Below are 26,705 nucleotides of genomic sequence, written 5' to 3'. Positions count from 1 at the left end.
TGATTCCCAGCTAGGAAGCATCCCAGTTACGCACAGCGCAGAGCCTCGGCACACTGCGCCGCCATGCAAGTCACATCGTCCGGCGCCGCCGCAGTGTGGGATACCCCCACCATCGAGCCCATCACCCCCGCATCTGTGGATGCCTACGACCCAGGCAGCGTAGACACCTTTGACACGGTCGACACCAAACCCTTGCTGCTCGACGGCGGCGCGGGCTATGACACGGGCTACAACAAACCTCTCTTGGTGGACGAAGCCCCGGTCTACGAAACCGTGTCCACCAAGCCCTTACTGATCACCGACGACGGCAATGGCGATGTGGCGTATGGCGTGAACAAACCCCTGCAGATTGACGCTGCCCCGGAATACGTAACAGTCCACACCAAACCCCTGCTGCTGACACCCGCCCAAGTCGCCAGCCCAGACGCTGCCACGGCAGTGGCCGCCCCCAAAGCCAGCGCCATGGAGATTGCGGCGCTGGAGTTGTTGCTGGCCGAGCCCGCCAACCAGGAAATGATTGCCCAGTTTGGCCCGCCGCTGGCGCCGCTGAACACCGGCACCGACGTGGGCAACGGCATCCAGGCTCGCTTTGGCACAGACCTGGGTGCGCGATTGACGCAGCTGCAGGAAGCGCAAAACAACGTGCGCGGCCAATTCCTCAAAGCCCTGGACGAGGCCCAGCAGCACCCTGGGCCCAATGTGGTGGGCAGTGAGCTCGTGCAGCTGTACAGCAGCAATAACGACAGCGGCGATGTATCAGAGCAAACGCTGCTCCACGTCACGCACCCTATCGACGTTGCGCAAACGAAGGCGGTTTGGGACAAAGCCAACCAGTTTGTCAGCGGGGTGAGCAACGAATGGCGCTTCACCGATCCCGCTGAATTCGCCAAAGCCTACGCCGCAGGCGACAGCCCTACGCAAAAAGCGTTTGCGCTATTGCACGGCAAAGAGCCACTGCAGTTCCAGCCTGAGCAGATCCACAACCAAACCGATGCAGGTGTGGACAGCACCCCCGCGCATTACAAGCTAGGTGAGGCCAAGCTGGTCATGGGTGGCCAGACCGTGGACGACAACGGCAACCCTGGCGACTGGCGTGACGCCACCCTGGAAAAAACCCAGCTCACCCCCGAACAAAACCGCAGGCTCATCAACAACGAATACCTGTGGTTTGACCCCGTCAACGGCTGGAGCACGGACCTGGAGAACAACATCCGGCCCAGCAACAGCTTCATCGACAAAGCCTTCCCCCTGGTGTTCGCTGGCGTCATGACGATGATGACGGCCGGCGCCTTCGGCATCACCGCCGCCAGTGCCAGCACCAGCCTGGGCCAAAGCATGGCCCTGGGCGCCATCAGCAGCGCCAACATGCAACTGGCCACGGGCGGCAAGATCAATCTGGGCAACATGCTGCGCTCGGCCCTGACCGCGGGCGTGACGTTTGGGGTGATGGACGTCTCGGGCGTGAGTGGCGCCCTGCAAAGCACCGAGCTGGCCACCCGCACCCTGGGCCACCTGGGCAAAGCTGGCCTGCAGGGCCTGCTGCAAGAAGCCAGCGGCGGCAAGTTCAAGGACGGCCTGACCAACAGCCTCATCTCCAGCGTGGCGGGAGAAGTGGGCAAGAGCCTGGAGAGCCAGATCACCGCGCTCAGCAAGGACGGGACGCTGAACGTGCAAGAAGCCAGCACCCTGCGCCTGATGAGCCGCGCCGCCAGCAGCGCCGTGCGCGTGGCAGGCAGTGGCGACGCAGCCGCAGGCTTTGCCAGTGACTTTCTTGGCGGGCTGATGGAAGAGAACAACCCGTTTGCAGGCAAAGCAGACGCTGGCGGCAAGGCAGACAAAACGAATAAGACCGAAAACACCGGCAACACCCGCCAAGGCGACAAACCCAACAACGAGTGGGTGCAGAACCTCGGCTCCAGCGACGTAGACCCCACCCAGGCCCAAGGCCTGCAGCCCGGGCGCAGCAGCCAAGGCCTGCGGGTCTCGGGCGATGCGCTCTCGAACTGGAGTGATGAGATCGACGGCGGTATCCGCCTGAACGGCAGCATGGCCCCCGAGGCACCAGCCATCAACGAGGCCGTCGTGGGCAAGGGCCAAGGCCCACTGGCCGCATTGGCTGCAGCCGGGCTCAACGCCCAGGAGCAAAGGGCGGCCTACGGCCAGCTGCTGGCCAGTGGTCAGGTGCGGCTGAACGCGCAGGGCGTGCCCGTGGTGCAGCCGGGGCAGGTGCTGCGGTTTGACTTGTCGGATACGAGCGCGGCGCAGCTGGGTGGGCGGGCTATTGCGGCCGAGAGTGGGGGAAGGGCGCAAAGAGACGCCGCCGCTGAGAACACCAACAATGCGGGCGGTGGCCGAGGATTTGTGAATCCAGCACCAGCGTCCGAGTATGGAAACTACCCTTTTGCGGGGCGCTCTACGATCACCGATCCCAGTGCCTATACCGATCCGCGTCAGCGGGTTATGACGCTGGCGAGCATGTCGGACATGCCCATAGATAGTTTTAGCGCAGCAGAGTGGAGAGCTGCAGCCTCGGAATACAAGCAAATCCAGGGCAAAGACTTCTCTCGCGACGCCATCTATAACGGACTGTGGACCAAGGCGGCAGCGTTGGAAAATGCTGCAGGCAAAGGGTTTAGCCGGGATGCGATCAACGACATCACGGGCTTTGCGACGGAGGAAGGGCTGCACGCGCAGGTCGGAATGGCCATGGGAGGTGCGCTGGGCCGGGGGATTGGCAACAGACTGGGCGGCAGTGTTGACAATGCGATGGGGGCTGCGGGAAAGACGCCGGATGGAAATAGGCCTCAGAACGGTTCGGGTGTGAGTGGAGTAGAGGCTGCGAGCAGCAGGGACATTTCGAACAATGGAGGCGTCGAACTTGCTGAAGGCGCCTCCTCTCTCATTGGCGCTAACAGAGCAGTCATTGATCCACGCAAGCTTACCGATTACGCACTGAACCCTGCCCATCCGGTCGGGGGAAACAAAGCACGGGTGTTTGAGTCAGCACTTGGATTCACCAAGAGTAACGCTGATGATCTGATGAGCCAACTTCGTCAAGGTGTGATGAATTACACACCCATCGCGGGTAAGGTCGATCAGTTCGGAAGTCGCTTTACGGTAGATATACCTGTAACTGGTCCAGCAGGCAGTGGCGTTGTTCGAAGCGGCTGGATATACAAACCTGGTTCAAATGTGCCTGAAATGACAACTATCTTTGTGAAGTGATGCAGACAATGAAGCCAAAGATAAATGACGCTGTGGAGCTCATTGACGCAATTCCGAGCGAATCGCTAGCCAAGGGCGCAATCGGTGTAATCGTCGAAGAGTTCACAGAACCAGAGAGCGCTTACGAAATCGAGTTCTGTGATGAAGAGGGCGTAACCGTTGCTCAGATTGCGTTACGCCCCAACCAATTTAAATTGATGGGTTCACTCTTCCAATGAAAACATCGCCCATACCCGCAACGCAACTAGAGCGTTTTATGAACTTTACTCATTGAGGGCAAAGCCGCGAGTAGAGTTTGCGCATGCCCCGCAAGCCCTACACAACGGACGTCAGCGATGAAGAATGGAGCTTCACTGCCCCATATCTGACCTTGATGGACCAGCACGCGCCCCAGCGAGAGAACGATCTGCGGGAAGTCTTCAACACCCTGGGAGTCGGTCTATCAGCAGAGCCGGCGCTGGCTGGATGCGGGTTGCCTCGAGGCGATGGTCTCGGACCTGCGCTCCAGCATTCGCGTAGCGCAGGGTCGCCAAGGTCAGCCCAGCGCCGTAGCGATGGATGGGCACACGTTGCAGTCGAGCTGCGAGAGCGGCCCGAGTGCGGGCTACGACGCTACAAACGCAAGCGCGGCAGCAAAGTCCACATGGCCGTGGACACGCTGGGCCACCTGCGGGCGGTGCATGTCACGCCAGCGGACGAACAGGAGCGCGCCCAAGTGCAGCGCCTGTGCGAAGACATGCAGTAGGCCACGGGCCACACGGTGCAACTGACATGGGCAGACCAGGGTTACACGGGTGAGGCAGCATCGAAGGCGGCGCAAGCAAACGCGATCGACCTGCAGATTGTGAAGTTGCCTGAGGCGAAGAAGGGCTTCGTGCTGCTGTCCCGGCGCTGGGTGGTAGAGCGCAGCTTCGGCTCGCTGGCGAGATTTCGCAGGCTATCGCGGGGCTACGAGCGACTGCCCGAAGTGCCCGGCGGGCTGCATTTCCTTGTCTTTGCAATGCTCATGTTGCCCGCTGCCGCACGAGTGCTGGCCGGGGCAGGAAGTTCATAAAACGCTCTAGGCTTCGTCAACAGTACAGGGGCAATCCAATGGGGTGCGGGAACGTTCAGTGTTGCAGCCGCAAACGGTCCCGAGTTCTGCAACACATGCAGCGGCAAGGAACCGTGGTCCTCGCCTACCGCCACGCACTACCCACCCGTCGGCCCCTGGTGAAACACCAGCTCCTGCACCACCTGCCCGCCCACCAAGTGCTCGGTAATGATGCGGTCCATGTTCGCGGGGGTCACGTCGTAATACCAAGTGCCGTCAGGCTGCACGCACATCACCGGGCCGCCTTTGCAGGCGGCGAAACAGCTGACCCTGCTGCGTTTCACGCGCAGTTCCCCATCGTTCAAACCCGCGGCCTTGAACTTGGCGCCCAGGCTGTCAAACAGGTCTTGCGCCTCACCGTTTTGGGTGCAACGCGGACCGGTGCAGATGAGCAAATGACGGCGGTAGTCACCAATCTTGGGGCGCACGACCTCGGGGGTCGTTGTATCAGTGGCTACAGCCGCGTTCGTGCTGTCGGTGCTCATGCTTCGGCCTCTTCGGGGACGTCCTGCGCTGCGGCTTCCAGCGGGTTTTCGAGGGTGTCGCGGATGTACTCCACCGGCAGGCGGTGGCGCTGGGCCAGGGCCTCGATGGTGTCGCCCGCAGCGTGGTCGGCAAACAAGTTTTCAAGCCAGCCGTTGAGTCCGGTGGAGAGCGACCGGCCCGGGCGCTCTCCCTCGCGCGTGGTGCCGCCCGCTTGCACGTCGTACTTGTTGGCGTAGCCGCGTGGCGTGACCATCAGGCCGTTTTGCACCACGGTGTTGCTGTTGCCGATGAGCACGGTGCTGAGCATGCCGATGTCGGCATCGCTCATGTGCGCCAGCGTGGTGAACTCAATGCGCTCACGGCGGCGGTAGGCGCTCTTGACGATGGCCACGGGCGTATCGGGGCTGCGGTGGCGCAGGAACAAGCGCTGCGCCTCTACGATCTGGCGCGTGCGGCGGCCGCTCTTGGGGTTGTAGAGGGCCACCACAAAATCGGAGTAAGCCACGGCATCCAGCCTGCGCGCAATGGTGGGCCAGGGTGTGAGCAAGTCCGACAGCGAGATGGCGCAAAAGTCGTGCGTGAGCGGCGCGCCCACCAGGGCCGCGCAGCTGTTGAGGGCCGAGGCACCGGGCACCACTTCCACCACAATGCCGCCTGCCTCCGGCACACCGTTCTCGTCGATGGCTGGCGGCGTCCACCCGGCCTGGAACAGCACTTCAAACGTGGGCCCGGCCATGCCGTACACGCCCGCATCGCCCGAAGAGATGAGCGCCACCTTCTTGCCCTCGCGGGCACGGGCCAGCGCTTCGATGGCGCGGTCCAGCTCTTCGGTCATGGACTTGCGAATGATCTCCTTGCCTTCGATGAGATCGGCCACCAGCTTGATGTAGGTGACGTAGCCGATGATGGTGTCGGCCTCGGCAATGGCGGCGCGGGCGCGCGCCGTCATGTGCTCGGTGCTGCCGGGGCCGATGCCCACGAGCATGATTTTTCCTGCGGTCATGGAATCAGCCCTTGTACAGATCAAGCAGACGCCACTGCAGGCGCTGCGCGGCGCAGCAGGCCTTCGTCAATGCAGGCGGCGAGCAGGCGTTGACCCACGCGGCTGCCACGCAGACGGCCCGCCAGGGCCACCAGGCCGATGGTCAGCAAGGGCTCCACGGCGACCAGGCTGGTGTACGAGGCTGCAAACAGCGCCCAGTCGGCCACGGGGGCGGCATCGTTGCTGATGGACAGCCAGAAGCCCACCATCAGCGTCACACCTGCGTAGTACACGGCGTCGAGCTTGAGCACATTGGCCACGCTGATGCCTTGCATCTTCTTGCCCAGGGTGTGGTGCACGGTGACCAGAGGCACGGCCAGGCTCAGGAAGTTGACGGCCAGGTGGGCCATGTCTTGCGGCTCAAACACCAGGGCTTGCACCAGCAGGCCCAGCCCAAAGCCGAACAGCGTGGGGATAAAGCCGAACAGCAGGTACACGGGCATGGCCCCCACCAGGTGCAGCTCTGACGGGCCCACGGGCAGGTGCCAGGCCTGCATCAGCAGGCTGAAGAAGAATGCCGCCAGGGCCGTGCGCAGCCAGGCGGTGGGGCTTTTGAGCAGGCCCATGGTGTGGGCGCCCAAAAGGGCCGTGGCCGCGACGCCTGCGTAGGCCAGCTTTTCGGGAGAGATGATGCCGATTTCGATGTGCATGGGAGGTTTCCTTTCAAGAAACGGACGGGGGTGAAAAAGGGGTGGAGGACGCAGCGGCCATGCGGGCGATGGACACGGTGGCGTTCTTGCCATCGGGCCCGCGCAACTTGTGCTTTTCCACCACCAGAGCGTGCAGATCGGCCTGTGCGGCCAGCAAGGCAGCGGCCTCGCTCACCGAGGGGGTGCCCATGTAGCGCTGCACGGTGGCCGAGGGGTTGGGCACGGGCACAGCCGCCAGTTGCGCGGCGCTGTACCAGTGCAGAGGCCAGCCATGCTGCGCGGCCAGTTGCAAAAAGGCGGCTTCGTCGGCCTTGGCTTCAATGCTCGCCAGCACCGCCACATCGGCCAGCGTGCCACCGGCCGAAGCCAGTGCCTGCTGCAGGCATTGCTGCACCGTGGCCAGGGGCGTGCCCCGGTCGCAGCCCAGGCCAATGGCCAGGGAAGGTGCGACTGGCGCGGATGATTGGCTTGCTACCGCAGACATGGCTCAGGCCGTGGTGGCGTCTGCAGCCTGCCCTGCGGGCGGGCGGTACACCACCAGGCGCTCGGCCCAGTCGGCCCACAGGGTGTCGGGCACATCAGCGTGGGTGACCCACAGCACGGCCTTGTGGTGATCGGGCCGCACCTGCGCAAACGCGGTGAGGCATTCCACATTGGCGGGCAGCGGCGTGGGCCGGGTCCACCAGCGGGTGCTGCCCGCCTCTTGCACCAGGGCAATGGGCTCGCCGTTGACCACATGGGCCGAAACGCGGGTGATGTTGATCTTGGGGGCCTGCACGCGCCAGCCCAGGTGGCGGCCCAGGATGTCCACAGGGATGGTCTTGCCCACGTCCGATGCAGTGGTCAGCACGGGCGTGGCGCCGAGCAGGTCGGCAATGCGCTCGCTCATGGCGTTGGCGCCGCCCACATGGCCCGAGAGGACCGGGATGACGAACTGGCCTGCATCGTCTACCACCGTGATGCCGGGATCTTCGTCTTTGGACTTCAGCACGGGTGCAATCAACCGCACCACGGCACCCAGCGAGACAAAGAACACCAGCTGGTCGTAGCCCGCAAACAGCGGAGCCATCTCATCGCGCAGGGCACCGTCGTAGGCGCGCACGGGGTTGGCCAGGCCTTCGAACGCCTGGGCAAACTTGGCGGCGGTGCACACATGGGCATCTGGCAAATCACGCGCCAGCTGAGCCGCCTGGGCCGCACCGTGGCGGGTGATGGCGACGATGCAGACGCGGGCCTCCTGCTCAGGATTCACAGGGGCAGAGAGCACCACGGCGGGTGATACAGAGGATGCAGTCATTCAGCGGTTTCCTGTTCGGCAGAGAGGCCGTTGCCATCCACAGCAGGCAACGGCGCAGGCGATGTCTTTTTAAGGCAGCCCTTGATGCGCTCACCCCGTATGCGGTGCGGGTTCTTCACGATCATGAGCGAGAGGTAACTGACCTTGGTGCCGCGCAGAGCGGGCAGGTCCACGCCGTTCACGCTGCGCTCGTCGGGCGCACCCACGCGCTCGATGAACTGGGTGTGGGGCAGCAGCTCGCGAAGGGTCAGCCAGTTGATCAGGTCGTCCATCAGCGGCTTGACCTTCATGAGCACCAGGGTGTCGAAGTCGGTGAGCAAGCGGTCCACCGCGCTCACACCGTAGGCGGCGGGCACGATGGCAATGGTGTCGTCCTGCTCTGCCAGAGGCATGCCGCGCGCGGCGCAGGCAGCTGCGAAGGCGTTCACACCGGCAATCACGGGCACATCAATGCGCGCATCCAGCGCCTGCACGGTACGGGCCAAGTGGCCAAAGGTGGCGTAGGTGCTGGCATCGCCTTCCACCAAAAACAGCACGTCCTGCCCGACCAGTAGCCAGGGCAGCACCGTCTCTGCGGCGCGCATCCAGGCGCGGGCGAGCTTGTCGCCGTCATGCGTCATGGGGAACAACAACATTTGGTGCTGGGCGGGCGGCGTGAGCCCGGCGCGCTGCACGATGTCGAAGGCGTAGCTGGGTGTTTTGGTGCTGCGGGCGGGGTAGGTCCACACGGCATCGGTGCGCTGCAGCTGTGCCCACGCTGCGCGGGTGATGAGGCCAGGGTCGCCAGGGCCAAGGGACACCCCGATGAGACGGCCCAAAGGCTTTCCGTGTGGGATGGGGGCGGCGTCGCTCATGCGCGCGCTCCTTCCTCGGCAGCCGCAGGGGCAATGCCTTCGCCACGCTGCGCGCAAACGATCCACACCGGGTTCTCTGCCGCCATGCGGTGCATGTGCAGGATGGGCTTGCTGCGGGCGGCTTGCAGTTGCAGCACATCCCACACCGCACCCTGGGCCTGCAAGGCGTGCGTGGCGCTGGCCAGGTTTTCGAGCGTGACGAAGTTCATCACCAGCCAGCCCCCCGCACGCAGGCGGCGCAGGCACAGGCCAATCAGCTCCTGCAGCTCACCGCCCGATCCGCCAATGAACACGGCATCCGGGTCGGGCCAGGCGTCCAGCCCCTCAGGGGCTTTGCCGTGCAGCAGAGTGTGGTTGCTCACGCCAAAGGCACGGGCGTTCTGGCCTGCAATGGCGTGGTCGGCCTCGTTCTTCTCGATAGCCCACACATGGCCTTGGGGGCACAGGCGGGCGGCTTCGAGTCCTACCGAGCCGCTGCCCGCGCCAATGTCCCACACCCGGCTGTCAGCGTGCAGCTGCATGCGGGCCAGCGACACGGCACGTACCTCTTGCTTGGTGATGAGGCCCTTGTCGGGCTGGCGCTGGTGGTAGGCGCTGTCGGCCAGGCCCATGCGCACAGGCTGCGGGCGCACTTGGCTGCGCACCAGCACCACCACGTTGGGGTCGGCAAAGGCTTGCTGGGCTGCATCGTGGGGCGATAGCTCGGCCACCACACGCTCGTCGGGTGTGCACAGGCGCTCGGCCACGGCCATCTGAAAGTCGTCGCCCAGGCCCTCGGCCACGATCAGGCGGGCGATGCGATCGGGCGTGTTGTCAGGGCTGGTGAGCACCAGCAAGCGGTCGTGCTGGCGCAGGCTTTGCGCCAGGGCATAGAGGCCGTGGCCGGGCTCCGCCCCCACTCGCCATTCGCCAGCATCCTTGCTGTGCACGGACACGATGCGCGCGTCCTGCCAGGCCAGGCCCAGGCGGGCGCAGGCGAGTTGCACGGTCGAGAGGTTGGGTAACACCTCCACCGCCTCGATGCACAGGCGCGATGCGAGGTAGCTGGCAATGCCGTGGCACAGCGGGTCGCCCGTGGCCAGCACCACGCTGGTCTGGCCTGCGTCGCGCGCGGCGGCTATCCAGCCGGGCACGGCGCTGAGCTGGCCCGCCAGATCGCGGCGCTGGGCATGGGGGGCAATGTCGTCGTCCAGCAGCGCCAGCGTGCGAGCACCGCCAATGACCCAGTCGGCCCGGCGCAGCAGGGCCAGGGCTGTGGGGCTGAGGCTGGCGGCGCCATCGTCGAGCACACCGATCACTCGGCAAGGTTGGGGGTCGGTCATGTGGGTTGTGAAATGGAAGAATCGGCTTCGGCCACCTTCAGGCCATCGAAGTCACACACCAGCACCTGCAGGCGGAACTTGCCACCGTAGCGGTCAGGGGCCATGAGCGTGTGCACCACGGCCCGGGCCAGCGCTTCGTGAAAGGCCGTGGCCAAGCCCAGGGCCTGCATGCGCTCGGCGGCAAAACGGGCGGTTTCAGCAGCAGCAATCTCGGCGCACACCTCGGGCGGGGCACCAATGCCTGCAGCCAGTTGCGCGAGCAGCTCGGTGTCCACCTCGGCGCGGTTGGCGTGGGTGATGGTTTCGCCCTGGGCGATTTTGGTGAGCTTGCCCACCATGCCGCCAATGACGACTTCGGCGAGGCCTTGGGCCACAGCTTCATCAAGCGCATAGCGCAAAAAGTCGCCCATCTGCACAAAGCAGGCAGGGGGCAGGCCAGCGCGCTCTTTCATCGCAAACTGCTCGGTGCGGCCACCGGTGGTGAGCACCACCACACCATGGCCCAGCGTGGCCGCCACCTGCACGCCCTGCACCACGCTGGCGCGGTAGGCGGAGGTGGAATACGGCTTGACGATGCCGGTGGTACCCAAAATGGAGATGCCGCCAAGGATGCCCAGGCGCGCATTGAGTGTCTTCTTGGCCATGTCCACGCCTTGCGGCACGGAGATGGTGACCTCCAGCCCCGCATGGGCCAGCAACGTTGCACCTGCGGCGCGCACGTTGTCTTCGATGTTGCGGCGGGGCACGGGGTTGATGGCGGGGCCGCCCACCTCCAGCCCCAGCCCGGCCATGGTGACGGTGCCCACACCAAAGCCCCCGCACAGACGCACCACACCCGCCTCGCCGGGCAGCACACGCACATCGGCGGTGAGGTGGGCCTTGTCGGTGCAGTCGGGGTCGTCGCCCGCATCCTTGATGACCATGGCGTGGGCGGTGGCACTGGGGGCGTCAGGGCCCGGGGCATCGCAACGCCCATCGTTCACCGCAAAACGCACCGTGTCGCCGTTGGGCAGCAGGCAGTCCACCGCATCGGGCACCGTGCCATGCACCAAGCCCTGCACGGCGGCAGCGGCGGCGGCGGCAGAGCAGGCCCCAGTGGTGAACCCGGTGCGGGTGCCACGGCGAACGGTTTTTTCCATCATGGCGGTGTCAGCCCTGGGCTGCAATGCCCATCAGGTGCTTTTGCCGCGCCTCGGCCAACGCCAGTAGCGCATGCAAGGCGGCCACAACCAAGGTGGAGCCCCCCTTGCGCCCACGGATCACGATCCATGGCACTTCGTGCTGGCTGGCAATCAGGTCTTTGGACTCGGCCGCCGACACAAAGCCCACGGGCATACCTACCACCAATGCCGGGCGCACGCCCTCTTCGGCGATCAGCCGGGCCAACTCGATCAGCGCCGTGGGGGCGTTGCCGATGCCCACGATGGCCCCGTCGAGCAAGCCCCGCTGGTGCGCCTTGCGCATGGCCTGCACTGCGCGGGTGGTGTCTTGCTGCTGGGCTTGCGCGATCACGTCCGCATCCGATATGAACTGGTGCGTGTACATGCCAAAGTGCGCCAGCCGCGGCTGTGACAGGCCCGAGCAGATCATCTCCACATCGGCCACCACGGGCGTTCCCCCACGCAGCATGGCGGTGATCCCCGCCTCCACGGCATTCAGGTGAAAGTCGGTCAGGCCGTTGAACTCGAAGTCAGCATTGGCATGGATCATGCGGCGCACGATGGGCCACTGCTCGGCCGTGTAATCGTGGCCCTGCACCTCCGCATCGATGATGGAGAAGCTGTCGTGCTCAATGGCCTGCCCTGCGCGGGTGAGCTGCTCGGTGACAGTGTTGACGGTGCTCATGCGGGCTGCACCTCGTGATGGTGATGATGGTGGTGATCGTTTTCGTGCAGATGCACTACGGCCTCTGCAGCCGGGGCATGGGTGTGCTCATGGCTGTGACCGTGGCCCATGTCGTGGGCAATCTCGCGGTACTTGCAACCGTCGCAGGGCAGCTTGCTGTCGGGCACGCCCGCGCGCAAATCGGCCACACGCTGCTCCAGCAGGGCGAAGATTTCTTTCTCAAACCCGAAGTACGAGGCCTGTGCAAACCGCACCTGGGGGTACTGCTGGCGCAGGTGCTCCACCTGGCGGGCAATGCGCTGCATAAGCGTGCCGGTGAACAGGTAATACGGCAGCACCACCACCTGCTTCATGCCCAGCTGCACCTGGCGCTGCACCGCGCGCTCCAGGCGCGGCCAAGTGATGCCGGTGAAGGCCAGGTCCACCAGCTCGTGGTCGGTCTCTTCCATCAGCCAGCGGGCCATCTTGGCCACATCGCCATTGGCCTGCCGGTCGGACGAGCCGCGCCCCAGCAGCACCACGCCCGTGGTGGTGGGGTCGGGCATATCGAGCTGGCCCATGCACTGACGCAAATTGCGGCGCAGCACCGCCAAAATGGGATCACAAGCCGTGAGGTGTGGGCCGTACAAAAACTCGGTGCCTGGGCAATGCTCGCGCGCGTGCTCGATGGCCTCAGGGATCTCCATCTTCACGTGGCCCGCCGCGTTCAGGATGAGCGGTAGCACCAGCACGCGGCGGGCGTTGCGCCCGGCTTGCTGCAAGCCATCGTGCAGGCTGGGGGCGGCAAATTCGATGAAACACACCTCAATGTTCCAGCCCGGCTGGCGCGCGCGCCACTGGGCCACAAAACGGTGGATTTCGTCGTTGCCCTCGCTCTCGCGTGAGCCGTGGCCGATGAGCAGAATGGTGTCGTCGTGGCGTGCGCCGAGGTGTATACCGTGGGGCGTGGCTGGGGTGTGCATCAGGAAGTCTCCGTGGGCGTGGCAGGCACGCTGGCCTTGCGAAAGCGGTGGGTGAAGCTGGCGTCGTACAGCTTGGACTTGGCCAGCGTGGGCCAGTGGCGTGCGCCCAGGTTGGGGCTGGCAATCACCATGGCCTGGCTGACCACCTTGGCGTCGCGGCAGCGCTGGCGAATGTCTGCCAGCGTGCCGCGGATGATGAGTTCCTCACCCGGCCAGCTGGCCTTGTGCACCACCAGCATGGGGGCGTCCTCGGCCCAGCCAGCGGCGCGCAGCTGCTCTTGCACCTTGTGCAGCAGGGTGATGGACAAGAAGATGCACAGCGTGCAATGGTGGCGCGCCAGCTCGGCCAGCGACTCGCCTTCGGGCATGGGCGTGCGGCCTTCCACGCGGGTGAAGATCACGCTTTGCGTGACCTCGGGCAGCGTGAAGCTCTCCACCGCCGCCGCTGCCGACGCCATGGCCGATGACACGCCCGGCACCACGCGCACGGGCACGCCTGCGGCATCCAATGGCTGCACCACCTCGATCAACGCGCCGTACAGCGCCGGGTCGCCGGTCTGCAAGCGGATGACTACCGCGTGCTGCTGCGCCTGGGCAATGAGCCAAGCGGCCATCTGCTCCAGCGTCATGTCCTTGCTGTCGGCAATGCTGCAGCCCGGCGGTGCCCAGCGGGTCACGGCCTCGTTGACCAGCGAGCCAGCAAACAGGATGGCGCCAGCGCGCTCAATGAGCGAGCGGCCCTTGACGGTGATGAGCTCCGGATCACCTGGGCCCGCGCCCACAAACCAGACGGTGCCGACCGTCATGGCCGACGCAGGCACAAGGAGGCCCACCCTGTCCGCAAGGGAGAGGGATGGCACGCCAAACGCCGCGCCGCTGGCACGCAGGCCAACACCAAATCAGAAACCATGGACAAAACCCGGATGCACCCAGACCCCCTGCTTCCCCGCAGGTTCTGTGACATGGGTGGGCACGTGGCTCACCCGCTTGTCGGCCGGTCTCCGGGCTGGCGAGGTGTTCCTGTGAATCCTTCCCAGGCCATGAAGACCCAGTGGACATGTGACGCAGGCTGAAAGCGGTGCTTTCTCTCGCTTACCGTTGCGGGGGCAGCTCAGGTTAAGGGCGACTCGTGGTGGGCCGCGCTCTCCTGATTCCCGTTTAACTGTGCCGTCGCAATGACGGCACGAGCACCAACGGGGGCGAGTATAGGGCACGGCACCGTCAGGGCACCTGCAGCCGTCAGCACAACCCCTGGCCTGGCGTGCGGGCCCATTGCTCCAGCCCATGCCACACCCCTTGCACGCCATCTGTGTCTGGCGTCTGCAGGCCGTGGTTGGCCCCCGCCAAGCTGCGCATGCAGTATGGCGCTGTACGCCCCTGGGCAACCCGGGCAAATTGCCGGTACGCAGCCGCAGGCACAAGCTCGTCCCTCTCACCCCACACCTGCAGCAGCGGCCAGGGTCCGTCAACGAGGGGCTGCTGCACAGGCCAATGCCACAGGTCTCGCCAGTAGCGCAGGCTGCGGCCTTGGTGCACGGTGGAGTCTGGGGCTGTGCTGGCCTGCATGCGGCCCAAGGCGTCCCAATCGGCACTGTGGCCCATGCGCAGTGCCTGAAGCCGCCCGGCTTCGCGCGGGTCCAGGCCGCTGCCAGAAACCATCACCATGCCCGCCAGTCCGGGCCCGGCAGCCGCCGCCAAGGTGGGCAGGAGTTCCACCCCCTCGGAGATCCCGACGAGCAGCAGGGGTAGCGATGGGCCATCCACACGGGCAGGCGGCGGCATGGCGACGATCTGCTCCAGCGCCGCCCGGGCATTGGCCGCCCAGTGGGAGAGGCTGTCCGTCTGCACAAAATGGGGCGGGCAATCGGCAGGTGCGGTAGTGTCCTGAGGATGCACCCCGGGCTTGTGCAGCACCGTCACCTGGGCATGCAGCAGGCCCCGAAAGTAGCGGTCTGCCAAGGGGCCCATGCCCGCGCAGCCAGAGCCCGGAATCACCACCAAGCGGTAGCGCAAGGGCGGCGCCAGGGGGCCGCGCTGCAGCGCCCACAGTGCTTGCGTTGGGCCCTCACCCACACTGATCCCACTGAGCCGCAGGGGTGCAAATCGCACGGCGCCCTGCCCTTCAGCGGTCTCTGCAGGCGCAGGCGTCTGCGGTGCAGCGCAGCCGGGCAAACCCGCGACAGCGCACGCAAAAAAGGCCAGCGCAAGGCTGGCCTTCACGGTGCGCTGGCGCAGCGAGGGCGCCATGGCGTTCATCGCCACGCTGTGCCCGGCATCACTTCAGGATGATGACCTGATCAGGCTGCTGCGGCACAGGCATGGGCTGGGGTTGGCCGCCGTCTGCAGGGTAGGCCATCGGCTGTGGAGGCCGCACGCCACGGGACAGGTGCGCATCGGTGTAGCCCAGTTGGGTGGCCAGTTGCACGTACACGTCTTGGGCCAGACTTTGCGAGGTTTCGCGGATCACCTTGGCACGGTTGGGCGGGGCAATGTCGCCACGCGTGGACAAAATCTTGGTGTCGTTGCCCTGGCCCTGGGCCGAGAACGCTGCCTTGATTTCATAGGTGCGGGTGTTGATCAGAGAGAAGTCGGCCAACAACTGCAGGTCGTACTGGCGTGTGGCGCTGCTGCTGCCTTGCAGGGGCGACAGGGCATCGGTGAAATCGATGCTGGAGACCACGCCGAACAGCACGTAGTCGGCGCCGTTGAATTCGCCCTTCTTGATGCGGGCGATCACATCGGTCACCTGGGGCTGTGCCTTGGGCGTGGCCATCTTGCCGCCCTGCACTTGGTTGAGCACCTGCTCGGCCTTGGAGGCCTGGGGTGCACCGGCGTCAAAGCCCTTGCCCTGCACCAGACGGAAGTAGGTGCCTTGCAGCAAAGCGCCCTTGATGTCGTTGGTGTAACCACCCAGCTCACGCTGCTCGATGTAGCTGTAGCTGCCCGCCACATAGGTGCCACTGGCCTGCTCGGACGCCTGCACCGACTGGCTGCCAGAGTACGAGCCACCGCCACCATATGCCCCATGGCTGTGGCTGCCGCCCTGGCTGCTGCGCGCACTCATCTGGGCGCTGCGCTGGTAGGCGCCCGCCACAAAATACTCGGACACGCGCTGGGCATAGGCCAGGTCGGTCACGGCAATCTTGGGGGCCGCATTCTGCGCCTGGGCGCTGCCGCCCCAGGCCAGCGTGGTGGCGGCGATCACGGCCAGTGCCGTGTGCAAAGTGGTTCTGCGTTGCATGGTGTGCTCCTTGTGAGCTGATTGAATGGTTTTTACTCGGCGTGGGTCATCTCACCCCAACCCACGAAAGCCACACCGCCGTGCGAGACTGGCACTGCCCAGGCGCGGGACGCCAAGCAAGGGCCGCCCCGCAGCGAGGGCGTCGTCCCCCTTCCCGGCGAAGCCGAGAGAAGGGGGAAGGCGCGCAGCGCCTCAGGGGGATGTCACTTCTTGCTCGTTTTGCGAATCTCTTTTTCGTCCTGCCATTCGATCGTGCCTTCCTGCACGTCAAACATCTTCAGCGTGAACTTGTAGAAAACGTCCTTGGTGTTGTTGTTCTGCTTGACGATGCTGGTCAGCTCGCCTTCGAGCTGGTATTTGGCCGCCGTCATCTGGCCGACCTTGGCCGTGGTGTTCTGCTTGTACAGGCCGCTCTGGTTCTGGCGCTGCAGTTCGTCCACGCCCTGCTGCATTTCATTGATGGAGCGCGTAAAGCGCACCTTGCCCGACTTGACCAACGCGGTCTGGATCGAGTTCATCACATTGGTGGTGTCGATGTACTCGCTGGTCTTGTTCTTGACGGTGGAAATGGTCACCGTAGGGCGGCCCTGGAAGATGCCGGTTTCCAGCAGGCTGCCGGTCATCTTCTCGGCAATCATCTGCAGGTCGGACGAGCCGAATTCATTGGTCACCAGTTCCACGCCCTTGGCGTCGCCGTAGTTGACCTGGCGGTCAAAACGCACGGTGGGGGAGGACAGGTTCTGGCAGGCCGACAGGGTCAGCGTGCTGGCCGCAAAGGCCACGATGAGCGCAGTGCGCTGGAAATTGCGTTGCATGGTTTTCTCTCTCTACAAAACGGTCAATGCGTTGTGCGGTCCGCGCATCAGCGCGGTTCGACATTCATTTCAAGGCGCATGTCCACCGCAGCTGCGGTGGGGGCTACGCTTTTGATGGTTTGCTGGCCCAGGCCCAGCACGGTGAGCTGCTTCCACGACTCACCATCGCCCACCTGGTTGCCCACGTTGTCCAGCCACTTGAAGCGGTAGAACAGCGTGCGGTCGCTGCGCACCGAGCTGGACAGGTCGGCCTGCACCGCCAGGATGTCGTTCTTGCGCACCAGGCGCATCTCGCGCACTGCGATGCCGTTGGCTTCACCGCGCAAGGCCACTTTGGAAGCCACAGCGAGCGGCGTGGCAGGGTCGTGTTGTTGGGCGCTGGCAGCGCCAGCCAAACCCACGCAGGCGGCGCAGATGGCGCTCAGGATGATGCGGTTGGTCATTCAAAAGACTCCTTCAGGCAAATCGTGAAATGGGCCGATGGACTGGGCGGGATGCGCTCAGTTTTTAGCGGCAGGTGTCGGGGCAGCCGTGGGGGACTTGGCCACAGGCTTGCTGGTCGTGGTGCGCGTGGCAGTGCGCGCGGCGGGCTTGGCCGCAGGGGCGGCGGCTTCCACAGGCACAGAGCCTGCAGGAGCGAGCTTGCCCAGGCTGGCCACATCGCCCATCAGCACCGTGTTTTCGTACAAGCGCAAGGGCACCAGGGCGTACTGGCCGTCGATCTTGATCGGATCGGGCAAGGCGCGGCCATTGACGCTGACCACATGCTCACCTGGGGGCAGGTAGCCACGGGCAATGTAGACCCGGCCCGGCAACATGCGCCACAGGCGGTCATCGGCCACTTCGGTGGCGGCAGAGGCCACCGCACCAATCAGGCCACCCACCAGGCCACCGCGCTTTTGCAGCTCGTTTTGCACCACGCCCTTGGCCACAGCGCGGGTCACGCCACGCAGCACCATGCCAGGCATTTCGTCCTTGAGGGCGCGACGGGCCATCACGTTCACGTCCACCACCTTTTCCAGCTTCAGGTTGGTGCCTGCGGCCGACAGCGTAGTGAGCAGCGGGTCTGTGGAGGGCTCGATGATGGGGTAAGAGATGCTGGCGGTGACCATGCCACGGCCCGTGGGCACGGGGATGGTGAAGGCCTTGGGCTTGCGCGCAGGCGCGTCACCGGCTTCGACCACGAACAGCACGTCCGTCATGCGCTGGCGGCGCTTCCAGGTGAAGCTGGTACGGTTGTCCAGGCCGCGCAGGCCCTCTTCCAGCACCCCCGTCTCAGGCTTGAGTTCAATGGCTTTGCGGTAGCCAGGGGCGGCCAGGCCAGACTCGCCCAGCACTTCGTACATGAAGCCTGCCAGGTAGTGGCTCAGGGCGTTCTGGTAGCCGTTCTTCAGCGCCAGCACTTCGGGGTCGTTGAGGGTTTCAACGGGGTAACCGTTGAGTTCCTTACCGCCTGCAGCGGCGCCTTTGGACTTGGCTTCTTCTTCCGCCGCCAGGGTTTCCTTGGAGCGGAACTCGGCAATGATGGCCTCGCGCTCGTGCGTGCGCTTGATATCGACCCGGGCGTTTTCAAAGTCGCCCACGGCCACGCGGTTCAAGGCCAGACGGGTGGTGAGCCACACCTTTTCGTAATCCTGGCCTTCATAGTTCTTCAGCCGCTCGCTGATCAGGGCGGCACCCACGGTGCCCATCAGCTTGGAAGGGTTGGTCTTGGCGGTTTCTTCCCATTCCTTGACCTTGATGTCTGCCAGCAAGAAAGCGTTGGTGCTGTCCTGGTAGCGGCGGTCCATGCGCAACAATTCGCCGCGTTCCAGGTTGTAGAGCAGTGCGGTCTTGTCGTCCTCGCTCTTGGCAGATGCCTCCAGTTGCTGCAACGCGGCTGGAATGCCGCCCGTGCGACCGGCCGACTGCACATCGGTGGCCAGCTTGTCATGGCTTTGCATGCTGGCGCAGCCCGTCAGGGCCGCGCTCAGCGTCAGCACCCACAGCAAACGGGGGCGAAAGTGCGCAAGAGTTTTCATTTTTTTCCTAGGAGAACGGTAAACGGGATCTCAGAAAGCCCTGCAGGACCCATCGCATGCAGCCCGGTAGGCCAACGCGCCAAGTCTGTACCGCAGCAACGGCAGGCGAAATGCGCATGGAAACCGGGCAATCAACGGGATGGATCGGGTGTCACGGTGCGCTCCCTCCCGGCGCGCAAACGTGTCAGGCAGCCCCCTCAAGCTGTGAGTTTTCTGGAAATTGTGTTGGCAGATGTAGCCAGCCGGGAATGTAGCAAAACGTTGTATCTTTTCTGTAACCAAGCGGGCCTGCAGCGGCGCCTGCAGGTCGGAGTGGACAAGCGGCTCGGCCATGGCGATCACCGGCGCTGGTCCTGCAATGGCATGCGGTAGATCCACACCACCCGCCCACCCGGGGCCCGCAGCTGGGCGCGGGGCAGCACGCCAGGCACAGCAAACTCCAGGCTCACCAGCCAGGCGCCGGGGGCCATCTCCGCCTGGGCCTTGGCCGCGGCGCGGGCCATGCTTTCGGGCCGCTGAAACAGGTACACCATCTGGTAGCCGCTCCAGTCGGCCTTCCACATGTCGGCCCGGCGCACCCTGGCCCAGGGACAGCGCAGCGCGCAGGCCACCCGCAGCAGCCAACTCCACTCAATACCGTGCAGCGCCGCATCGGGGTAGGCGTGGCGCAGGGCCAGCAGGCCATCGCCCAGACCGCAGCCTGCGTCCAGCACCTTCGCGCTTGCGGGCAAAGGGGCCTGTACAGCCAAGGCCTGCAGAGCATGGCGGGGGGTAGGGAACAAGGGGGCATCACGCCAGGCGTTGAGCGGGTACACCAGCAGCAGCAGCGCCAAAGGCACCAGCCAGGCCCAGGCAGGCAAGGTGGCCATGCCCGTCAATGCCAGGGACAAGGGAAAGCCCACCGCAATCAGCCCGCGCCGCCACCAGCTTTCACCCAGCAAGCTGGCCGCTGTGCCCAGCAGGCAGGGCAGCAGCATGGCCCACAGCGAGGGCACCACGGGCTGGAGCGTGATGAACAGCAGCCAGGCAGCCGCCCAGGCCAGCAAGGCAGGCAAGGGCCAGGGCAGGCGCAGGGACACCATCATGCGCACCCATCCGCCACAGGCAGCGCACCGCAGTGCCACAGCGTGGCTGCGGGCAAGGCAATGCAATCAAGACAAGGGTGGTTCATGGCGAAGGCTGGAGGAAGCACGGCGCACTCCAGGCGCCGGTCTGCAGCGGGCAGTGTAGGCCGGTTGGGCGTGTTTTCCAGGGCCCTCAGGCACTCGCCACGGCCAGGGTTGTGCCAAAGTTCACATTCGCGCCCGCCGGGCTGTCAACGCGCCCCGGCCAAAGACCATTGCCGCCGGGGATCTCTGGGGCACCCCATGGCGCAATCGGCACCAGTCGTGAGGCCGCGCTGCGAACTACCCAGCCATTCAGCCGCGCAGTCGCTCGATGAGGCCGTTGAGTTCTTCGATGGAGCCGAACTGGATGGCCAGCTCGCCCATGTCCTCCATGCGCCCTGCCCGCTTCACGCGCTTTTTGACGCGCACTTCCACGGCGGCCATCAGCAGGTCCGAAAGCTCTTCCTCCACGCGCTTCATGTCGCGGGACTTTTCCTTCTTGGGCTTTTGCGGCACCAGGTTGAACTCGGCGCCGATCTTTTTGACCAGGCTCTCGGCCTCGCGCACCGACAGCTTCTTGGCCGCAATCTGGTTGCCCGCCGTGATCTGCGCGGCGCGGTCGAGCGACAGCAGCGCGCGGGCGTGGCCCATGTCGATGTCGCCGGCCATCAGCATGGTCTGCACCGGATCGGCCAGGTTCAACAGGCGCAGCAAGTTGCTGGCAGCGCTGCGCGAGCGGCCCACCGCCTGCGCGGCCTGCTCGTGCGTGAGGCCGAACTCGCGGACCAGGCGCTGCAGGCCCTGCGCTTCTTCCAGCGGGTTCAGGTCTTCACGCTGGATGTTTTCGATGAGCGCCATGGCCGCAGCGGCCTCGTTGGGCACATCGCGCACCAGCACCGGCACCTCGGCCAGGCCCGCCAGGCGGGAGGCGCGAAAGCGCCGCTCGCCCGCGATGATTTCGTACTTGCCGGCATGCTCGCCATCCGTCAGGCGGCGCACCAGAATCGGTTGCATGATGCCCTGGGCCTTGATGGACTCGGCCAGCTCGTACAGCGCGCCTTCGTCCATGCGCGTGCGCGGCTGGTAGACGCCCGGCACCAGCTCGGTCAATGGCAGCGTGCTGGGCAAACCCGCCTGCACGGCCTGGGCTTGTTCGACTTTTTCCTCGACCTTGGGGCCGAGCAATGCTTCCAGGCCGCGGCCGAGGCCCTTGGGTTTTTTGGTGACCATGAGATGCGTCTCGCGAAAGAGAAAAGGAATGGAAAGAATCAGCGGTCGATGATGACCAGCGTGCCATGGCTGCCAGGCGCCACGGCGTGGGGCACGCCTGCCGGGACGATGAACACTTCACCCGCATTCACCTCGGTGACCTGCCCCTGCAGGTCCAGGCGCATGCAGCCGTCGAGTACCAACAGCGCTTCATCGAAGTCGTGCGACTCATCGGGGTAGGCAGCGCCGTCCATGCGCAGCACCTTGACGTTGCTGCCCGCTGCCTGGCCCACGATGGTGGAAGCCCAGGCGCGGGGCAGCTGGTTGGCGGTTGAGATCAGATGGGTTTTGGACATGGGCTAGAAATGCGGGGTTGTCAGCGTGAAGCTCGCGCCATTGCCTGGCGCTTTTTGCGGCTGCGCCACAAGCGCAGCCAAACACCCCAGGCCACCGCCAGCAGCACCAGGGCCAGCATGAATTGGCCCAAAGCGGCCACCACCACGGCGCTGCTGGGCAGCAACCAGGCCAACACCACTTGCAGCGCTTCCAGCGGCACATAGAGCTGGGCAGGGCGGCGCCGGGACGTGGCAGCCGGGGCCTGCACGGCGTCCGTCACGGGCGGGCGCTTGCGCCACAGGGCCCAGCGGCTCATTCCGCATAGGCCAACTGGGTCAACCAGCCGTGCCCCTCTTCCCAGTCGCCCAGCCCGGATTCCGCATTGATATGGCCGCGCTCGCCGCAGTCCACAAACCGCGCGCCCCAGGCCTCGCCCAGGCCCTGCACGCGCTCGTGGCTGCAGTACGGGTCGTTCTGGCTGCCCACCAGCAGGGCCGGGAACGGCAGTGGCTGCCGCGCAATGGGCGCCCAGCCGTGGATCATGGCGGCGATGTCGGGGCGCTCCACATCGCCCGGGGCGACCAGCAGCGCGCCGCGCACCTTGGCGGCGTGGCGGGTGTGGCTGGCCCACCAGGCGGTGAGCACGCAGCCCAGGCTGTGCGCCACCAGCAGCACGGGGCCGTCGGCATCGGCCACGGTTTCTTCCAGCCGGGCCGACCAATCGCCGCGCAGTGGGCGCATCCAGTCGTGCTGCTCCACGCGCTGGTAGCCGTGCAGGCGCTCCCAGCGGCTTTGCCAGTGGTCAGGGCCCGAGTTTTGCCAGCCGGGCAACAGCAGCACATTGGAGGGTTTGATTGCTATCATTTTTATAGCTTGTAGCGCTTTACGGTTAAGCCTTGGAGGTCTTTTTATCTCCAATCCCCATGCGCTTGACGCGATCGACCATCTCCTTGGCAAAGTCCACAAACGCGTGGCTGCCCTTGGCCGAGGGGTCAAACACCACGCCCGGCACGCCGTAGCTGGGGGCCTCGGCCAGGCGCACGTTGCGGGGGATGACGGTGTTGAACACCTTGTCGCCAAAGTGGTCCTTGAGCTGCTCGCTCACCTGCTGCTGCAGCGTGATGCGCGGGTCGAACATCACGCGCAGCAGGCCGATGACCTGCAAGTCGGCATTGAGGTTGGCGTGCACCTGCTTTATGGTGTTGACCAGATCGGTCAGGCCTTCCAGCGCGAAGTATTCGCACTGCATGGGCACGATGACACCGTGCGCGCTGCACAGGCCGTTGAGGGTGAGCATGCTCAAGGACGGAGGGCAGTCGATGAGCACGAAGTCATAGTCTGCATCGGCCTCGGCCAGCGCCGCCTTCAGGCGTTTTTCGCGGTGCTCCAGGGCCACCAGTTCGACCTCGGCACCGGCCAGTTCGCGGTTGGCGCCCAGCACCCAGTAACCGCATTTGTCCGACAGCACCGCCGCCTCTTTGACCGAGGCGGACTCCAGCAGCACGTCGTACACCGACAGCTCCAACTGGCGCTTGTCCACGCCCGAACCCATGGTGGCATTGCCCTGCGGGTCCAGGTCCACCATCAGCACGCGCTGGCCAATTTTGGCCAGACCCGCGGCCAGGTTGACGGTGGTGGTGGTTTTGCCCACGCCGCCCTTTTGGTTGGCAATACAGAAAATTTTGGCCATGAGGGTTTGAAGGTGGAGGGGTTCGAGTTACTTGGAGATGGCCAGCTTGATGCCGAAGCCGATGAGGAAGACGCCCGCCAGCTTTTCCAGCACGCGGCCAATGCGGGGGTTGGCGCGCATGCGCTCTGCCAGGTGGTGGGTGAGCAGCACCGCCACCAAGCCATACAGAAACGTGAGCACCGCCACGGTGGCCGCCATCACACCAAAAGTGAGCAGGCCCTGGTGGCGGGCTGGGTCCACAAACAGCGGGAAGAACGCCATATAGAACACGATGGCCTTGGGGTTGAGCAGCGTGATCAACCCAGCCTGCTTGAAGTAGTGGCGCGGCTCGATGTTCAGCACCGGCTTGGCACCGGGCTTGGCCGTGAGCATCTTGAACCCCAGCCATCCCAGGTAGGCCGCCCCCAGCCATTGCACGGCCGCAAACGCCGTGGGGTAGGTGGCCAGCAGTGCGGCCACGCCCGCTACGGCCGCCCACATCAGCACCTGGTCGCCCGCAATCACCCCCATCGTGGCCGCCAGGCCGCCGCGAATGCCGCCCTTGCTGGTCGAGGTGATGAGCGCCAGATTGCCGGGGCCTGGAATGGCCAGGAACAACACAATGGCGGCGACAAAAGCGCCGTAGTCAGCAATGCCAAACATGATTTCTCCCGGTGCCGTGACGATGGGGAATGCAGCGAAAACTGCGCAAGAACAAGGCCGAGTTTAAGCGACGCTTTTTCGGAAGCATCGCCTCCAACGCAGCACGGTCCAAGCACCAGCCCCGAAGAGCGCGCGCCGACCAGCTTACGCGGGCTTCATCCAGACAATGCAGCGCTCTGCATCCAGCCCGGGCACCGTGAGTTGTTCCACGTGAAACACCGCGATGTCAGCGGGCAATGCTGCGATTTCATCCTCGGGGTGCTTGCCCTTCATGGCCAGCCACACGCCATGGGGCGCGGCCAGGGCCGAGCGCGACCAGGTCACAAAATCAGGCAGCGAGGCAAACGCCCGGCAGCTGACGATGTCGAACGGCGTGGTCAGTGTCTCCACCCGGGCATGCACGCCATGCAGATTGGGCAACTTGAGCGCCACTGCCGCTTGCTGAATGAACGCGGCCTTTTTGCCCACCGTGTCCACGCAACTCACATCCACTGCAGGGCAGCAGATGGCAAACACCACACCGGGCAGGCCACCGCCCGAGCCCACATCCAGCAGCCTCACGCCCGCCCCGCCCTGCCCCAAGGTCGTTACATGGCGGCGCAGCGGCGCCACAGCAGCCAAGCTGTCAAGCAGGTGGTGCGTCAGCATCTCCTGCGGGTCGCGCACCGCCGTCAGGTTATAGACCTTGTTCCACTTTTGCAGCAGGGCCAGAAACTCCATCAACTGCGCCGTCTGTGCATCCGTCAGGTCCAAGCCCAACGCCTGGGCGCCCTCCTGCAAACGGGCTTGCAGGGCCTGCACGGGGTGAAGGGTCGGCGTGTTCATGCGGTCACCTCGCCCTCGGCCTTGGCGGGTGCCAAGGCAAAGTCTTTGAAGCCACCCTTCTTGAGGTGCACCATCAACAAGGAAATGGCCGCCGGGGTGATGCCCGTGATGCGCGAGGCCTGACCCAGGGTTTCAGGGCGATGGCGCGTCAGCACCTGGCGGGCCTCGATGCTCAAGGCCGTCACCTGCATGTAGTCCAGTTCAGCGGGCAGGCGCAGCTTTTCGTAATGGGCAGCACGTTCCACCTCGCCCTTCTGTCGGTCGATGTAGCCTGAATACTTGGCCGCAATCTCCACCTGCTCAATCACCGATTCACTCAACGCCCCCAGCGTTTCACGTGAAACATCGGCGCTGGCGTACTTGCCGCCGTCCATTCCCATCAGCGTGCCGTAGGCCACATCGGGTCGGCGCAGCAGGTCAAACAGGTTGTACTCGTGCTCAATGCTCTTGCCCAGCACGCGCTCAGACTCGGTAGCAGGCAGGTTGCGTGGGTTCACCCAGGTGGCTTTCAGGCGCTCTGTTTCACGTGAAACAGCATCGCGCTTGCGGCTAAACGCATCCCAGCGCGCATCGTCCACCAGCCCCATGCGGCGCCCGGCTTCGGTCAGGCGCATGTCGGCGTTGTCCTCGCGCAGTTGCAGGCGGAACTCGGCCCGGCTGGTGAACATGCGGTAGGGCTCGGTCACGCCCTTGGTAATGAGGTCGTCCACCAGCACGCCGAGGTAGGCTTCGTCGCGACCCGGCAGCCAGGCGGCTTCGCCCCGGCACTGCAGGGCGGCGTTGATGCCAGCAAACAAGCCTTGCGCCGCCGCCTCTTCGTAGCCCGTGGTGCCATTGATCTGCCCGGCAAAGAACAGACCCTGGATCTGGCGCGTCTCAAAGCTGCTCTTGAGCGAGCGCGGGTCAAAGTAGTCGTATTCGATGGCATAGCCCGGGCGCAGGATGTGTGCGTTCTCCAAGCCCTTCATGCTGCGCACCAGGTCGTACTGGATGTCGAATGGCAGACTGGTGCTGATGCCGTTGGGGTAATACTCGTGCGTGGTCAGCCCTTCGGGCTCCAGAAAGATCTGGTGGCTGTCCTTGTCGGCAAAGCGGTTGATCTTGTCTTCCACGCTCGGGCAGTAGCGTGGGCCCACGCCCTCGATCTTGCCGGTGAACATGGGGCTGCGGTCAAAGCCGCTGCGGATGATCTCGTGCGTGCGCTCGTTGGTGTGGGTGATCCAGCACGGCATTTGCTGCGGGTGCATCTGCGCATTGCCCATAAAGCTGAACACAGGCACGGTGCCCTCGTTCACGCCACCGGGCATGCCGTCACCGGGTTGCTCCTCGCACTGGCTGAAGTCGATGCTGCGGCCGTCAATGCGGGGGGGCGTGCCGGTCTTCAGGCGCCCTTGCGGCAGCTTCAGTTCTTTGAGGCGAGCACTCAGCGAGACGGCGGGCGGGTCCCCTGCCCGGCCGGCGGCGTAGTTGTTCAGGCCCACATGGATCTTGCCGTCGAGAAAGGTACCAGCCGTCAGCACCACGGTGCGGCTGCGAAAGCGGATGCCCACCTGCGTGACTGCACCCACTACGCGATCCCCCTCCACCATCAGGTCGTCCACCGCCTGCTGGAACAGCCACAGGTTGGACTGGTTCTCCAGCATGCGGCGGATGGCGGCCTTGTACAGAATGCGGTCGGCCTGCGCCCGCGTGGCGCGCACCGCAGGGCCTTTGGAACTGTTGAGAATGCGGAACTGGATACCGCCCTCGTCCGTCGCCAGCGCCATGGCACCACCCAGCGCATCCACCTCTTTGACCAAATGGCCCTTGCCGATGCCGCCAATGCTGGGGTTGCAGCTCATCTGCCCCAGGGTCTCGATGTTGTGGGACAGCAGCAAGGTTTTGCTGCCCATGCGGGCAGCGGCCAGCGCGGCCTCGGTGCCAGCATGGCCACCGCCGACGACGATCACATCAAATTCCTGGGGGTACAACATGGGAGCGCTCCGGGGCCCTGCCGGGCCCGATAAAGAAAACACCCGCAATCAGAATCTGTTCAAAATCTTTT

General features: G+C 64.9%; 27 protein-coding genes, 1 pseudogene and 1 riboswitch. Of the genes and pseudogenes, 3 read left to right on the top strand and 25 right to left on the bottom strand.

The annotated features are described in order from the left end of the window. The first annotated feature begins 63 nt into the window (after positions 1-63). The 3 genes and pseudogenes from CLU88_RS15250 to CLU88_RS15240 all read left to right on the top strand — a co-directional run bounded on the left by CLU88_RS15250 (position 64) and on the right by CLU88_RS15240 (position 4,279). Positions 64-3,225 (top strand): DUF6883 domain-containing protein, encoded by a 3,162-nt coding sequence (locus CLU88_RS15250; protein ID WP_099657315.1) that lies wholly within the window; start codon positions 64-66, stop codon positions 3,223-3,225. Further along, complete coding sequence (locus CLU88_RS15245; RefSeq protein ID WP_199173461.1) at positions 3,225-3,443, top strand: DUF4926 domain-containing protein; 219 nt, start codon at positions 3,225-3,227, stop codon at positions 3,441-3,443. Before CLU88_RS15250 ends, CLU88_RS15245 begins: the two co-directional genes overlap by 1 nt. Before the next feature lie 83 nt (positions 3,444-3,526). Then, positions 3,527-4,279: pseudogene (locus CLU88_RS15240) on the top strand (IS5 family transposase). Positions 4,280-4,416: 137 nt separating this feature from the next. On the opposite strand, the gene CLU88_RS15235 reads toward CLU88_RS15240, so the two are convergent. The 25 genes from CLU88_RS15235 to mnmG all read right to left on the bottom strand — a co-directional run bounded on the left by CLU88_RS15235 (position 4,417) and on the right by mnmG (position 26,634). Beyond that, positions 4,417-4,803 (bottom strand): ferredoxin, encoded by a 387-nt coding sequence (locus CLU88_RS15235; RefSeq protein ID WP_099657314.1) that lies wholly within the window; start codon positions 4,801-4,803, stop codon positions 4,417-4,419. Next, complete coding sequence (cobJ, locus tag CLU88_RS15230; protein ID WP_099657313.1) at positions 4,800-5,807, bottom strand: precorrin-3B C(17)-methyltransferase; 1,008 nt, start codon at positions 5,805-5,807, stop codon at positions 4,800-4,802. The genes CLU88_RS15235 and cobJ overlap by 4 nt, the downstream gene beginning before the upstream one ends. Before the next feature lie 20 nt (positions 5,808-5,827). Then, positions 5,828-6,496 carry an energy-coupling factor ABC transporter permease gene (locus CLU88_RS15225; RefSeq protein WP_099657312.1) on the bottom strand — a complete coding sequence of 223 codons (669 nt, stop codon included), beginning with the start codon at positions 6,494-6,496 and terminating at the stop codon, positions 5,828-5,830. Positions 6,497-6,509: 13 nt separating this feature from the next. After that, positions 6,510-6,980, bottom strand: coding sequence for a cobalamin biosynthesis protein (locus tag CLU88_RS15220; protein ID WP_099657311.1), 471 nt, complete (start codon positions 6,978-6,980; stop codon positions 6,510-6,512). 3 nt (positions 6,981-6,983) lie between these two features. Continuing rightward, entirely contained in the window at positions 6,984-7,793 is an 810-nt protein-coding gene (locus CLU88_RS15215; RefSeq protein WP_099657310.1) for a cobalamin biosynthesis central domain-containing protein, read from the bottom strand. Continuing rightward, positions 7,790-8,647, bottom strand: coding sequence for a precorrin-2 C(20)-methyltransferase (cobI, locus tag CLU88_RS15210; protein WP_099657309.1), 858 nt, complete (start codon positions 8,645-8,647; stop codon positions 7,790-7,792). Before cobI ends, CLU88_RS15215 begins: the two co-directional genes overlap by 4 nt. Then, positions 8,644-9,969, bottom strand: a complete 1,326-nt coding sequence (cbiE, locus tag CLU88_RS15205; RefSeq protein ID WP_099657308.1) for a precorrin-6y C5,15-methyltransferase (decarboxylating) subunit CbiE — start codon at positions 9,967-9,969, stop codon at positions 8,644-8,646. The genes cobI and cbiE overlap by 4 nt, the downstream gene beginning before the upstream one ends. Next, positions 9,966-11,111 carry a cobalt-precorrin-5B (C(1))-methyltransferase gene (locus CLU88_RS15200; RefSeq protein ID WP_099657307.1) on the bottom strand — a complete coding sequence of 382 codons (1,146 nt, stop codon included), beginning with the start codon at positions 11,109-11,111 and terminating at the stop codon, positions 9,966-9,968. Before CLU88_RS15200 ends, cbiE begins: the two co-directional genes overlap by 4 nt. Before the next feature lie 7 nt (positions 11,112-11,118). Then, complete coding sequence (locus CLU88_RS15195) at positions 11,119-11,814, bottom strand: precorrin-8X methylmutase (protein WP_099657306.1); 696 nt, start codon at positions 11,812-11,814, stop codon at positions 11,119-11,121. After that, positions 11,811-12,776 (bottom strand): sirohydrochlorin chelatase, encoded by a 966-nt coding sequence (locus CLU88_RS15190; RefSeq protein WP_099657305.1) that lies wholly within the window; start codon positions 12,774-12,776, stop codon positions 11,811-11,813. Before CLU88_RS15190 ends, CLU88_RS15195 begins: the two co-directional genes overlap by 4 nt. Continuing rightward, a complete protein-coding gene (cobM, locus tag CLU88_RS15185) occupies positions 12,776-13,582 on the bottom strand; it encodes a precorrin-4 C(11)-methyltransferase (RefSeq protein ID WP_099657304.1) in 807 nt (268 codons plus the stop codon). The genes CLU88_RS15190 and cobM overlap by 1 nt, the downstream gene beginning before the upstream one ends. A gap of 168 nt (positions 13,583-13,750) precedes the next feature. Continuing rightward, positions 13,751-13,986, bottom strand: a riboswitch (cobalamin riboswitch). A gap of 29 nt (positions 13,987-14,015) precedes the next feature. Beyond that, positions 14,016-15,032, bottom strand: a complete 1,017-nt coding sequence (locus CLU88_RS15180) for an alpha/beta hydrolase (RefSeq protein ID WP_233205612.1) — start codon at positions 15,030-15,032, stop codon at positions 14,016-14,018. 19 nt (positions 15,033-15,051) lie between these two features. After that, positions 15,052-16,017, bottom strand: coding sequence for a hypothetical protein (locus CLU88_RS15175; RefSeq protein ID WP_099657303.1), 966 nt, complete (start codon positions 16,015-16,017; stop codon positions 15,052-15,054). A 203-nt stretch (positions 16,018-16,220) separates the two neighbouring features. Further along, positions 16,221-16,832, bottom strand: coding sequence for a penicillin-binding protein activator LpoB (gene lpoB, locus CLU88_RS15165; protein ID WP_099657302.1), 612 nt, complete (start codon positions 16,830-16,832; stop codon positions 16,221-16,223). Positions 16,833-16,879: 47 nt separating this feature from the next. Beyond that, complete coding sequence (locus CLU88_RS15160; RefSeq protein ID WP_099657301.1) at positions 16,880-17,275, bottom strand: YcfL family protein; 396 nt, start codon at positions 17,273-17,275, stop codon at positions 16,880-16,882. A 57-nt stretch (positions 17,276-17,332) separates the two neighbouring features. Then, complete coding sequence (locus CLU88_RS15155; protein ID WP_099657300.1) at positions 17,333-18,853, bottom strand: COG3014 family protein; 1,521 nt, start codon at positions 18,851-18,853, stop codon at positions 17,333-17,335. 338 nt (positions 18,854-19,191) lie between these two features. Then, the gene (locus tag CLU88_RS15145) at positions 19,192-19,935 is read right to left on the bottom strand and encodes a class I SAM-dependent methyltransferase (RefSeq protein WP_099658916.1); all 744 of its coding nucleotides are present in this window, start codon (positions 19,933-19,935) and stop codon (positions 19,192-19,194) included. 336 nt (positions 19,936-20,271) lie between these two features. Continuing rightward, a complete protein-coding gene (locus CLU88_RS15140) occupies positions 20,272-21,189 on the bottom strand; it encodes a ParB/RepB/Spo0J family partition protein (RefSeq protein WP_099657298.1) in 918 nt (305 codons plus the stop codon). A gap of 38 nt (positions 21,190-21,227) precedes the next feature. Continuing rightward, positions 21,228-21,524, bottom strand: a complete 297-nt coding sequence (locus tag CLU88_RS15135) for a cupin domain-containing protein (protein ID WP_099657297.1) — start codon at positions 21,522-21,524, stop codon at positions 21,228-21,230. A 20-nt stretch (positions 21,525-21,544) separates the two neighbouring features. Next, the gene (locus CLU88_RS15130) at positions 21,545-21,820 is read right to left on the bottom strand and encodes a hypothetical protein (protein WP_099657296.1); all 276 of its coding nucleotides are present in this window, start codon (positions 21,818-21,820) and stop codon (positions 21,545-21,547) included. After that, positions 21,817-22,359 (bottom strand): alpha/beta hydrolase, encoded by a 543-nt coding sequence (locus CLU88_RS15125; protein WP_099658915.1) that lies wholly within the window; start codon positions 22,357-22,359, stop codon positions 21,817-21,819. Before CLU88_RS15125 ends, CLU88_RS15130 begins: the two co-directional genes overlap by 4 nt. A gap of 34 nt (positions 22,360-22,393) precedes the next feature. Beyond that, positions 22,394-23,194 carry a ParA family protein gene (locus CLU88_RS15120; protein ID WP_099657295.1) on the bottom strand — a complete coding sequence of 267 codons (801 nt, stop codon included), beginning with the start codon at positions 23,192-23,194 and terminating at the stop codon, positions 22,394-22,396. A 27-nt stretch (positions 23,195-23,221) separates the two neighbouring features. Beyond that, the gene (locus CLU88_RS15115; protein WP_099657294.1) at positions 23,222-23,836 is read right to left on the bottom strand and encodes a LysE family transporter; all 615 of its coding nucleotides are present in this window, start codon (positions 23,834-23,836) and stop codon (positions 23,222-23,224) included. Positions 23,837-23,980: 144 nt separating this feature from the next. After that, positions 23,981-24,661, bottom strand: a complete 681-nt coding sequence (rsmG, locus tag CLU88_RS15110; protein ID WP_099657293.1) for a 16S rRNA (guanine(527)-N(7))-methyltransferase RsmG — start codon at positions 24,659-24,661, stop codon at positions 23,981-23,983. After that, entirely contained in the window at positions 24,658-26,634 is a 1,977-nt protein-coding gene (mnmG, locus tag CLU88_RS15105) for a tRNA uridine-5-carboxymethylaminomethyl(34) synthesis enzyme MnmG (RefSeq protein ID WP_099657292.1), read from the bottom strand. The genes rsmG and mnmG overlap by 4 nt, the downstream gene beginning before the upstream one ends. Positions 26,635-26,705: the final 71 nt, after the last annotated feature.

This window comes from Acidovorax sp. 56 (assembly GCF_002749705.1).
Lineage (GTDB): Bacteria > Pseudomonadota > Gammaproteobacteria > Burkholderiales > Burkholderiaceae_C > Acidovorax.
The sequence above is the reverse complement of the archived record's forward strand: the minus strand, read 5'-3'. Positions and strand labels throughout refer to the sequence as shown.